Raw genomic sequence first — 11,164 nt, forward strand, 5'->3', positions numbered from 1 at the left:
GCGGAAACGGTGATCCACAGGCGGCGCGCTGCTCGGCCCAGCGAGGCGATCAGCGCGCCGGCTCCGGCTGCGACCGGCAGGCTCAGCACCTGCGAGCCTGCCGCCAGCACGGCCGCGATCACGCACGGCACGAGGGCGGAGACCCGGAAAGCGCTGGTGCCGTGCAGCCCGCCGGGTACTCGGCTCGGTGTCCGCCTGACGAGCTCGCCAGTCCGGCGCGGCGGGCGGATGCGGGGAACTACCCGGTTCGGATGCGGCCGAGCAGACTTTCCCTCGCGGACTCGACGTGGTGCTCGGCGAGCCGGGCGAGCCGCTCCCGGTCACCGCTGCGCAACAGTTCCGCCAGTTCGCGATGCTCGTCGACCACCCGGGCCCGGTAATGCTCATGTCCGAGCGAAACCCGTTGCAGCTGAAACAGAAACACCTGCGACCGCACCGCGTGCCACGCCTCGGTCAAGCGGCCGTTGCCCGCGGCGGCGTACACGCGGTCGTGGAACGCGATGTCCAGCGCCAGCAACTGTGGTCCGGGGGCGTTGATCCGGACTGCCTTCGCCAGGTCGGCGACCAGCGCGTCCAGTGCGTCGAGATCCGCCGCGGTCGCGTTGGCGCGCGCGGTGACCGCGGCCAGCCGGTCGAGCGCGGCCCGGACCGAGTAGACCTCGTCGACGTCCTCGGCGGTCACGTCGACCACCGTGGTCGGGCGATGCCAGCCGCACCGGACCAGGCCTTCCCTGGCGAGCTGGGAGATGCCTTCGCGGACTGAACCGCGGCTGATCTCCAGCGACGCGGCCAGTTCGACCTCGCGCAAAGGCGCGCCAGGCCGGAAATGCCCGGCGAAGATCGCTTCGCGCACCCGGTCGGCGGCCTCGTCGGCGAGCCCGCGGCGCGCCGCCTTCCTCAGGGGGGTGACTTCCACGTCCTAATGTTGACATTCAGACATCGGCCAGTCAACGTGAAGATGCCGATCCCCGCGCCGAAGGAGTGCCTCATGGCCGTCCGTCCCGCCTTCCACCTGGCCATACCGGTCGACGACCTGCCGAAGGCCCGCGAGTTCTACGGCGGCGTGCTCGGGCTGGCGGAGGGGCGCTCGGCGGACGCGTGGGTCGACTGGAACTTCCACGGCCACCAGGTCGTCACGCACGTGGTCCCGGGCGCCCGCGCGGAAGCGGGCCGCAATCCGGTCGACGGGCACGACGTGCCGGTGCCGCACTTCGGGCTGGTGCTGGACGTCGGCACCTTCCACGAGCTGGCCGGACGGTTGCGCGCGGCGGGCGCCGAGTTCGTGATCGAGCCGTACCGGCGGTTCGCCGGCGAGCCGGGGGAGCAGTGGACGATGTTCCTGCACGACCCGGCCGGGAACGCGCTGGAGTTCAAGGCTTTCCGCGACGAGACGCAGTTGTTCGCGAAATGAACGTCCTCGTCACCGGAGCCTCGCGCGGGATCGGCCGCGCCATCGCCGTCGCCTTCGCCACCAGGGGCGACCGGATCGCTGTCCACTGTGGATCCAACCGGGAGGCCGCGCGCGAAACGCTGGAGGCGCTGCCCGGCTCCGGGCACGTGCTCGTGTCCGGCGACCTCGGCAACCCCGACGCCGCGCAGTGGATCGCCGACGTGGCCGAGGAACAGCTCGGCGGGGTCGACGTGCTGGTCAACAACGCCGCGGTCGGCACGACTCCGGCCACCCGCACGCCGATCGCCGAAACGTCCTACGCGGACTGGCAGGACGCGTGGCGGCGCACGCTGGAGGTCAACCTCCTCGGCGCGGCGAACGTGTCCTTCCACGTCGCGCGTCACCTCATCGCCCGCGGCGTGCCCGGCCGGATCGTGAACATCGGATCGCGCGGAGCGTTCCGCGGCGAGCCCGAATTCCTGCCGTACGGGGCGAGCAAGGCCGCGCTGCATTCGTTCGGCCAGTCGCTGGCGGTCCAGCTGGCCCCGCACGGCATTTCGGTCACCTCGGTGGCCCCGGGCTTCACCGCGACCGAGCGTGTCGCCGACCGGGTCACCGACCAGGTGCGCGAGCAGAGCCCGTTCGGGCGGGTCGCCGAACCGGAGGAGATCGCCGAAGCGGTGGTGTTCCTGGCCTCGTCGGAGACGCCATGGGCGTCCGGTTCGATCCTGGATCTGAACGGAGCCTCGCACCTGCGCTGAGCTGTGAGCTGCGTCACGAATGCAGCACATCGCGCCCGCCGGGCGTCCAGAGAGGCGTGCGGATCGCAGGAAAAGTCATCGCCGGAGCGCTGTCGACGGTGGTGTTCGCCGGCACGGCTTACGGGTTCTCGACCCTGAGCGCGCTCGACGACATCACGCGCAGCGACGTCATCGGCGGCGGATCGGTGGACGAAGGCCAAAAGCACGCCGACGGGGCGCTGGACATCCTGATGGTCGGCCGGGACTCGCGCAAGGGACCGGACGGGCAGATGCTGCCGCAGAGCGTCCTGGACGAACTGCGCGCGGGCGCGAACGGCGACGACCTGACCGACACGTTGATCGTGCTGCGGATCCCGGACGGGCAGCAGGAGGTCAAGGCCTTCTCCATCCCGCGCGACTCGTATGTCTCCATGCCCGGCGGAAAGGGCAAGATCAACGCCGCGTTCGGCCGGGGCAAGGCGGCCGAGGCTTCGAAACTGCGCGCGGCCGGGGAGACCGACAAGGACAAGATCGAGCAGGAGTCGATGACCGCGGCGCGCAAGGCGACGCGACAGGCGGTCGAGGACCTCACCGGCGTCACCATCGACCACTACGCCGAGGTCAACCTGCTGAGCTTCTCCGAGATCAGCAAGGCCGTCGGCGGGGTCGAGGTGTGCTTGAAGCGCGCCACCAAGGACGAGAACTCGGGCGCGGACTTCCCGGCGGGCAAGCAGCGGCTTTCCGGCGGTGCCGCCCTGGCTTTCGTGCGGCAGCGCGACAACCTGCCCGGCACCGACTTCGGCCGGATGCGGCGGCAGCAGGTCTTTCTCGCCTCGATGGCGCACGAGGTGCTTTCGGCCGGGACGCTCGCCGACCCGGGCAAGCTGAACGGCCTCATCGACGCGGTGAAGAACACGGTGGTGCTGGACCAGTCCTGGGACATCCTGGACTTCGTCAACAAAATGCGCGGGGTGTCCGGCGGCGGCATCCAGTTCACGACGGTCCCGGTGCTGAACCCGGACTACCGCTATGACAAGTCCCATCCCGCGGCGACCGCGGTACAGGTGGATCCGGCGCAGGTGAAAGCGTTTGCGGCCGGGTTGGCCGGAGCCGCATCGCCCGCCGCGCGGCCGGGCGAGCCCAAGGCGGCGGTGGAGATCTCCAACGCCGGGGAATCCGCAGGCCTGGCGGCACGGGTCGCGGATGTGTTGAAGGGCAAGGGGTTCGCCGCCACCGCCGCGGGCAACGCCCCGGCGCAGCGGACGTCGATCGTGCGCTACCCGGCCGCGCTCGCCGCCGAGGGCGCGGAGGTGGCGAAGGAACTGGGCGGACTGTCCACCAAGGAATCGGCAGACGTTCCGGCCGGGCACATCCAGGTGGTGCTCGGGAAGGTCTACTCAGGACCGGGGGTGTCGGACGGCGGGTCCGCGGCCGGCGGGCCGGTGAAGGCCGACCAGCCGCCGCCCGTCACGTCAGACGGTGACAACTGCATCGACTGACGCCTCGTGAGTGGCGATCCCGGGCAGAACCGGGATCGCCACTCACGAGTGGTGGTGCCGCTCCAGCCGAACCACCACGGCCTTCGACACCGGCGTATTGGACTTCTCCGCCACGGAATCCAGCGGCACCAACGCATTCGCCTCCGGGAAGTACGCCGCCGCACACCCCCGCGCCGTCGGATACGCCACCGCGCGGAAGCTGGCCGCCCGCCGATCCCCGTCCCGCCATTCCGAGACCAGATCCACGATCTCCCCGTCCGCGACCCCCAGCGCGGCCAGGTCGTCCGGGTGCACGAAGACCACCCGGCGCCCGTCCTCGATCCCGCGATAGCGGTCGGACAGCCCGTAAATCGTCGTGTTGTACTGGTCGTGGCTGCGCAGCGTCTGCAGCAGCAACCGGCCCTCGGGCACCTCGGGATATTCCAGCTCAGACACGGTGAACGTGCCCTTGCCGGTCGCCGTGCCGGTGAACTCCCGCGAGTCGCGCGGGGCGTGCGGCAGCACGAAACCGTCCGGTTCGCGGACGCGCCGGTTGTAGTCGTGGCAGCCCGGCACCACTGCGGCGATGCGGTCGCGGATCAGGTCGTAGTTCTTCTCGAACGACCGCCACGGCACCGAGTGGTCAGCACCGAGCAGCCGCTCCGCCAGCCGGCACACGATGGCGACCTCGGACAGCAACTCGTCGCTCGCGGGAGCCAGCCGGCCGCGCGAAGCGTGCACCTGCGACATCGAGTCCTCGACCGTCACGAACTGGCGGCCGGATTCCTGCTCGTCGCGTTCGGTGCGGCCGAGCGTCGGCAGGATCAGCGCGGTGCGGCCGGGCACGACGTGCGAACGGTTGAGCTTCGTCGACACGTGCACGGTCAGCGAGCACGCCCGCAGCGCGTCCGCGGTCCGGTCCGAATCCGGGGTGGCGGAGGCGAAATTGCCGCCCATCGCGAAGAACACCTTGCCGCGTCCGTCCAGCATCGCGCGGATCGAGTCGACGGTGTCCCAGCCGTGGTTGCGCGGCACGGTGATGCCGAACTCGCGGTCGAGGGCGTCCATGAACGGCTCGGGCATCTTCTCCCACNCTCCCACACGCCCATGGTGCGGTCGCCTTGCACGTTCGAGTGGCCGCGCACCGGGCACAGGCCCGCGCCCGGCTTGCCGATCATCCCGCGCACCAGCGCCAGGTTCACGACCTCGGCGATCGTCGGCACCGCGTGCTTGTGCTGGGTCAGTCCCATCGCCCAGCAGTAGATCGTGCGCTCGGACGTCGCGATCATCCGCGCGAGGTGCTCGATCTGCTCGCGCTCCAGGCCGGTCGCCTTCTCCGTTTCCGGCCAGTCGATCTCGCGCAGCTGCTTGGCCCAGTCCTCGAAGCCGTATGTGGACTTCTCCACGAACTCGCGGTCCACAACGGACCCCGGCGCGGCGTCCTCCCACTCCAGCAGCAGATGCCCGATCGCCTGGAACAGCGCGAGGTCGCCGCCGAGCCGGATCTGCGCGAACTCGTCGGCCAGCGGCGTGCCCTTGCCGACCACGCCGCGCACGTTCTGCGGGTTCTTGAACCGCATCAGCCCGGCCTCGGACAACGGGTTGACCGCGACGACCTTGGCGCCGTGGCCCTTCGCCTGCTCCAGCGCGGACAGCATCCGCGGGTGGTTCGTGCCCGGATTCTGCCCGACGACCACGATCAGGTCGGCCTGGTGGATGTCGGCCAGCGACACCGAACCCTTGCCGATGCCGGTGGTCGCCGACAGCGCCGCGCCCGACGATTCGTGGCACATGTTCGAGCAGTCCGGCAGATTGTTCGTGCCGTACGCGCGCACCAGCAGCTGGTACACGAACGCGGCCTCGTTGCTGGTGCGGCCGGAGGTGTAGAAGATCGCCTCGTCCGGGCTCGCCAGGCCGCGCAGTTCGTCAGCGATCAGGCCGAATGCGTCGTCCCAGGAGATCGGCTCGTAGTGCGAAGCGCCTTCGCGCAACACCATCGGCTCAGTCAGCCGGCCCTGCTGGCCCAGCCAGTAGTCGGTGCGCTCGTTCAGCTCGGAGACCGGATGCGCGGCGAAGAACTCCCGGCCGACACGGCGTTTCGTCGCCTCCTCGGCGACCGCCTTCGCGCCGTTCTCGCAGAACTCCGCCATCTTGCGCTTCTCGCCGTCGACCTGCCGCGGCTCGGGCCACGCGCAGCCCGGGCAGTCGAAGCCGTCCCGCTGGTTCAGCAGCCGCAGCGTGCGTGCGGTGCGGACCGGGCCCATCTGCTCCACCCCGCGCGCGAGCGAAACCGCGACTCCCGGGATTCCGGCCGCCCAGCCTTTGGGCTTGCCCACTTCGAGGCGGGCTTCGTCCACGTCACCAGTCGGAGCTTCGCGAGTCATGGGCACATCGTCCGCCTTTGCGGCGCGGAACCCAAGACGGGGGTCGTCACACCGCCTCCCGCCGGTCCCGTTCGCGGCGTTCGGCGCGCACCAGCGCGCGGTCCGCGGCGGTCACGATCAGCAGCAAGCCGCTGGTCACGATCAGCACGACGGCCAGCCGGTGCAGCCCGCCGGAGTCGGCGTGCCCGCCATAGCACTGGGCGATGACCGTGGCCGCGACTATCGCGCCGAGGTATTGCGCGGTCCGGAAGAGCCCGCTCGCGGTGCCCATCGTCTCGGCCGGGGTTTCGCGGTAGAGCGTCGTCTGGTTGGCGACGCTGGTGAGCCCCTGGGCCAGACCGAACAACGCGGCGAGCACGAGCAGCCAGATCAGCGCGGTGCCGTCGTTCACGAACAGCAGCGCGACGGATCCGGCCAGGAGCGCGGCGCCGACCAGCAGCAGCCGCAGCCGGACGCCGGTGGGCCGTCCGGACAGCGCGGCCGCGCCCACCGCGATCCCGGACATCGGCAGGAGCAGGAGCCCCGCGGCGGATTCGGCGAACCCGCGCGCCTCCTCAAGCCACTGCACGTAGCCGAACATGATCGTGTAGATCGCCAGAAAACTCAGTGCCTGCCGCGAATACGTGCGCAGCACCGGGCCGTTCGCGGCGAGCATCCGCAGGTCGATGAACGGCTTCCGGGCACGCAGTTCGACCCTCGCGAACAGCCCGCCGAGCACGATCGCCGCGGCCAGCAGCCACAGATCGCCGATGCCGGGCTCCATCAGGTAGCACAGCAACACCAGCAGCGCGGCGGAAAACAGCGCGATCCCGGCGACGTCGATCCGCTCCGCCGGCTTCTCGGCCGGGGTGTCCTTGGGCACCCACAGGAGAGTCAGCACGAGGGAAATCCCGGCCAGCGGCAGGTTCACCGCGAAGATCGCCGGCCAGCCGAAGAGCGCGATGAGCACGCCGCCGAGCGTCGGGCCGATGACCATGACTGTCTGCGAGGACATCGCCAGCACGGACAGCACCCGAGCCGGAACGCCCTCGCCGATCTCGTCAGCGCGCCGCCGCAGGACCGCCATCGCGGCCGGGAACCCGGCGCAGGTGCCGATGCCGAGCACCGCTCGGACGCCGGTGAGCCATTCGACGGAGATCGGGATCATCCCGGCGACCCCGGCCACCATCACGACGGACGCGCCGCCGAGCAGCACGCGCCGCGCGCCGTAGCGGTCGACGAGCAGTCCGACGACCGGCTGCCCGATCGCGGTGGCCAGGTACAACGAGGAAATCAGCCAGGCCGTGCGGCCCGGTCCGGCGCCGAAGGCCTGCCCGATCGGGACGAGCGCGACGGCGATGAGCGTGGAGTTGATCGGGTTCAGCACGGCGCTCGCGACCAGCGGGGTCACCAGGCGCGCGCCGAACCGGGATTTCGCGGGGGCGGTCGCGGTGTTCGTCAGTGCTCCTCGGGTTGGACAGGGTCAGCGCTGGGCGATCCGCTGCAGCAAGGGCAGCGCGCGCCGGACCGTTTCGAGTTCGTCTTCGGTCAGCTCGCCGGTCAGCGCGGCGGCGAGCCATTCGTCGCGGTGCTGCCGGATCCCGATGACGGTCTTCGCGCCGAGATCGGAGAGCGAAATCACCACGCGCCTGCCGTCGGCCGGGTCGCGGGTGCGGTTCAGGTAGCCGAGCGAGTCGAGCACGCCGAGCGTCGCGGCCATCGACTGCTGCCGCACGTGCTCCGCGGCGGCCAGTTCGGCCTGGGTCCCGGGACCTTCGCGATGCAGCCGGTTGAGCACGGCGGTCTGCGTCGGCGTGAGGATCTCGGCGTTGTCGACCTGGCGCAGCCTGCGGTGCAGCTGGCCGACGACGCCGCGGATCCAGCCTGCGGACTCGGCGACGCGCGGGGGGACGAGCGGGTCATCGGACATAAGCACAGTCTAGCCTGTTGAGTTCAACCTGTGCATCAGTGGCCGGAAAGACGTGAAGGGCTCCGTGCGGGAATCAGATTCCGGCACGGAGCCCTTCACGGACGTGTGGCTAGAGCGGCTGGCCGCTGGTCCCGGCCGGGGAGCCGAGCCCGACGATGTACCCGATGTTCTCGTCGTTCACCCCGATCGGCTGAACCTGGTGCACCACGATCGCCGCGGCGATCAGCAGGACCAGGCCGGCGATCGCCGCGATCCCGGGCCAGCGGCTCGGTGCCGCGCCGCCGCGGCCGTACACCGGTGACGGGGCGCTGCGGCGTTCGCGTTTGCGCCGCTTCTTCATGTCCTTCTTGGCGCCGAGCCACGCGTCCCGCTGGGCGTGCTTGCGCCACTCCGGGTCCATGAGGTCCGGATGGGTTTCCATCCGGTCGTCCGGATCCTCCGGCCGAGTCATCGGCGCACCGCCTTTCCCCCTGCGTAACCCCGCCGCGGCGGGTTCGTAGACTTGTCCATTGTGACCGAGAACGCTCCGCAGCAGAAAACCGACCTTCCGGGTGCCTGGGACCCGGCCGCCGAGGAAGCCCCGATGTACGACCGCTGGGTAGCGGCCGGGTACTTCACGGCCGACGCTTCGTCGGAGAAGCCGCCGTTCTCGATCGTACTGCCGCCGCCGAACGTCACCGGCAGCCTGCACATGGGCCACGCGCTCAACCACACCCTGATGGACGCGATGAGCCGCCGCCGCCGGATGCAGGGCTACGAGGTGCTCTGGCTGCCGGGCATGGACCACGCGGGCATCGCGACGCAGAACGTCGTCGAGCGCCAGCTGGCCGGCGAGGGCCGGTCGCGCCACGACCTGGGCCGCGAGAAGTTCGTCGAGCGAGTCTGGGAGTGGAAGGCCGAGTACGGCGGCAAGATCCTCGGCCAGATGAAGCGGCTCGGCGACGGCGTCGACTGGTCGCGCGAGCGCTTCACCATGGACGAGAACCTGTCCAAGGCCGTCCAGACGGTGTTCAAGAACTTCTACGAGGCCGGCCTCATCTACCGCGCCGAGCGGATCATCAACTGGTGCCCGCGCTGCCAGACGGCGCTGTCGGACATCGAGGTCGACCACAGCGACGACGACGGCGAACTCGTGTCGATCCGCTACGGCGACGGCGACGCCTCGATCGTCGTGGCCACCACCCGCGCGGAGACGATGCTCGGCGACACCGCGGTCGCCGTCCACCCGGACGACGAGCGCTACACGCACCTGGTCGGCACCGAGATCGAGCTGCCGCTGACCGGCCGGAAGATCCCGGTGGTCGCCGACCGGCACGTCGACCCGGAGTTCGGCACCGGCGCGGTCAAGGTGACCCCGGCGCACGACCCGAACGACTTCGAGATCGGCCGCCGCCACGACCTGCCGATGCTGACCGTGATGAACGAGCGCGCCGAGGTCACCGTGCCCGGTCCGTTCGAGGGTCTCGACCGCTTCGAGGCACGTCCCGCGGTGGTCGCCGCGCTGCGCGAGCAGGGCCGGATCGTCGCGGAGAAGCGGCCGTACGTGCACGCGGTCGGGCACTGCTCCCGCTGCGACACGGTCGTCGAGCCGCGGCTGTCGCTGCAGTGGTGGGTCAAGGTCGCCGAGCTGGCCCAGGCCGCGGGCGACGCGGTGCGCGACGGGCGGACGAAGATCCACCCGGCCGAGCTGGAGAAGCGGTACTTCGACTGGGTCGACAACATGCACGACTGGACGATTTCCCGCCAGCTGTGGTGGGGGCACCGGATCCCGGTCTGGTACGGGCCCGACGGCGAGGTCGTGTGCGTGGGTCCGGACGAGCAGCCGCCCTCCGGCGAGGGCTGGACGCAGGATCCGGACGTGCTCGACACGTGGTTCTCGTCGGGGCTGTGGCCGATGTCGACCATGGGGTGGCCCGGGGAGACCGCGGATCTGGCGAAGTTCTATCCGACCAGTGTGCTGTCCACCGGATACGACATCCTCTTCTTCTGGGTTGTCCGGATGATGATGTTCGGCGTGCAGGAGATGGACGGGCGCCAGCCCTTCGACCATGTTTACCTGCACGGGCTGATTCGCGACGCGCACGGCAAGAAGATGTCCAAGTCGCGCGGGAATGTCATCGATCCGCTGGAGTGGATGGACGCTTACGGGGCGGATGCCACCCGGTTCACGCTCGCTCGCGGGGCCAACCCGGGTGCGGATATGGCGCTTGCCGACGAATGGGCCGCCGGATCGCGGAATTTCTGCACGAAGCTGTGGAATGCCAGCAAGTTCGCGATGATGAACGGGGCGACCGCCGAGGGTGCGCTGCCGCCCGCTTCCGAGCTGACCGAGCCGGACCGGTGGATTCTCGGGCGGCTCGCGGCGCTGGTGTCCGAAGTGGACGGGTTGTTCGAGGACTTCCAGTTCGCCAAGGTCGCCAATGCGCTGTACCAGTTCACCTGGAACGAGTTGTGCGACTGGTACCTGGAGCTGGCCAAGGTTCAGTTGTACCAAGGGGATTCCGCGCGGGTCGAGGCTACCCGGAAGGTGCTCGGGCAGGTGCTGGACACTGTCCTCCGGTTGCTGCACCCGTTCGTTCCGTTCGTGACGGAGAAGCTGTGGACGGCGTTGACGGGTGGCGAGTCGCTGGTGATCGCTGCTTGGCCCACGGCGGTCGAGGGGTATGCGGATCCGGTTGCCGACGCCCGGGTCGCCGACGTGCGGAAGCTGATTACCGAGATCCGGCGGTTCCGGGCCGATCAGGGGTTGAAGCCGGGGCAGAAGGTCGCGGCCCGGTTGACGGGGGAGGCGTTCCCCGATGGGCATTCTGGCGCGATCCGGTCGCTGGTGCGGCTGACCGAGCCGGAGGACGGGTTCTCGGCCAGTGCTTCCGTGGAGGTCGCGCTGGCCGGCGGCGTGGTGACGGTGGAGTTGGATACCTCCGGGACCATCGACGTCGCTGCTGAGCGGAAGCGGTTGGAGAAGGACCTCGGGGCCGCGCGGAAGGAATTGGCGCAGACTGAGGGGAAGCTGGGGAATGAGGCGTTTATCGCCAAGGCTCCGGAGCAGGTGATCGAGAAGATCAAGGTGCGGCGGGAGACTGCGGTGGCCGATATTGGGCGGATCGAGGCTCGGTTGGGGGCGTTGCCTGCTTCCTGAGTGTGGCTCGTCGCCTGGGGCGACATCGCTTGGGGGGCACCCCGAAGCACTGAGTGTGCTGACGGTTCGGGGGTGCTTGTCAAGGCGGGAAAGATGCCTTGACAAGAACCCCCGAACCGCAGGG

The 11,164-nt window shown here is 69.9% G+C and carries 8 protein-coding genes and 1 pseudogene; 4 read left to right on the forward strand and 5 right to left on the reverse strand.

The genetic code is table 11. From position 1 onward, the window contains the following. Positions 1-238 precede the first annotated feature (238 nt). Positions 239-916 (reverse strand): GntR family transcriptional regulator, encoded by a 678-nt coding sequence (locus A4R44_RS43795; protein WP_067595281.1) that lies wholly within the window; start codon positions 914-916, stop codon positions 239-241. Between the two features lie 72 nt (positions 917-988). On the opposite strand from A4R44_RS43795, the gene A4R44_RS43800 reads away from it, so the two are divergent. From A4R44_RS43800 to A4R44_RS43810, 3 genes are read left to right on the forward strand one after another with little or no spacing between them, the layout of a single operon-like run. Next, a complete protein-coding gene (locus A4R44_RS43800) occupies positions 989-1,411 on the forward strand; it encodes a VOC family protein (RefSeq protein WP_067595284.1) in 423 nt (140 codons plus the stop codon). Then, on the forward strand, positions 1,408-2,151 hold the full coding sequence (locus A4R44_RS43805; RefSeq protein ID WP_067595287.1) for an SDR family NAD(P)-dependent oxidoreductase: 744 nt from the start codon (positions 1,408-1,410) through the stop codon (positions 2,149-2,151). The genes A4R44_RS43800 and A4R44_RS43805 overlap by 4 nt, the downstream gene beginning before the upstream one ends. A 56-nt stretch (positions 2,152-2,207) precedes the next feature. Next, positions 2,208-3,629: an LCP family protein gene (locus A4R44_RS43810; RefSeq protein WP_067595290.1), complete on the forward strand. Its 1,422-nt coding sequence runs from the start codon at positions 2,208-2,210 to the stop codon at positions 3,627-3,629. A 42-nt stretch (positions 3,630-3,671) separates the two neighbouring features. Here the strand turns inward: A4R44_RS43810 and A4R44_RS43815 are convergent. The 4 genes and pseudogenes from A4R44_RS43815 to A4R44_RS43830 all read right to left on the reverse strand — a co-directional run bounded on the left by A4R44_RS43815 (position 3,672) and on the right by A4R44_RS43830 (position 8,352). Continuing rightward, positions 3,672-5,992: pseudogene (locus A4R44_RS43815) on the reverse strand (FdhF/YdeP family oxidoreductase). Positions 5,993-6,038: 46 nt separating this feature from the next. Next, the gene (locus A4R44_RS43820) at positions 6,039-7,382 is read right to left on the reverse strand and encodes an MFS transporter (RefSeq protein WP_067595293.1); all 1,344 of its coding nucleotides are present in this window, start codon (positions 7,380-7,382) and stop codon (positions 6,039-6,041) included. Between the two features lie 72 nt (positions 7,383-7,454). Continuing rightward, complete coding sequence (locus A4R44_RS43825; RefSeq protein WP_067595295.1) at positions 7,455-7,901, reverse strand: MarR family winged helix-turn-helix transcriptional regulator; 447 nt, start codon at positions 7,899-7,901, stop codon at positions 7,455-7,457. Between the two features lie 109 nt (positions 7,902-8,010). Next, a complete protein-coding gene (locus A4R44_RS43830) occupies positions 8,011-8,352 on the reverse strand; it encodes a hypothetical protein (protein WP_067595298.1) in 342 nt (113 codons plus the stop codon). Between the two features lie 60 nt (positions 8,353-8,412). Between A4R44_RS43830 and A4R44_RS43835 the strand changes: the two genes are divergently transcribed. Next, positions 8,413-11,040, forward strand: coding sequence for a valine--tRNA ligase (locus tag A4R44_RS43835; RefSeq protein ID WP_067595302.1), 2,628 nt, complete (start codon positions 8,413-8,415; stop codon positions 11,038-11,040). Positions 11,041-11,164 lie beyond the last annotated feature (124 nt).

Source organism: Amycolatopsis sp. M39 (genome assembly GCF_001651785.1).
GTDB lineage: Bacteria > Actinomycetota > Actinomycetes > Mycobacteriales > Pseudonocardiaceae > Amycolatopsis > Amycolatopsis rubida.

Excerpts from the sequence above, each read along its gene's own strand:
- A4R44_RS43800 (WP_067595284.1), top strand. The coding sequence starts at position 989 with ATGGCCGTCCGTCCCGCCTTCCACCTGGCCATACCGGTCGACGACCTG.
- A4R44_RS43805 (WP_067595287.1), top strand. The coding sequence starts at position 1,408 with ATGAACGTCCTCGTCACCGGAGCCTCGCGCGGGATCGGCCGCGCCATC.
- A4R44_RS43825 (WP_067595295.1), bottom strand. The coding sequence starts at position 7,901 with ATGTCCGATGACCCGCTCGTCCCCCCGCGCGTCGCCGAGTCCGCAGGC.
- A4R44_RS43830 (WP_067595298.1), bottom strand. The coding sequence starts at position 8,352 with ATGACTCGGCCGGAGGATCCGGACGACCGGATGGAAACCCATCCGGAC.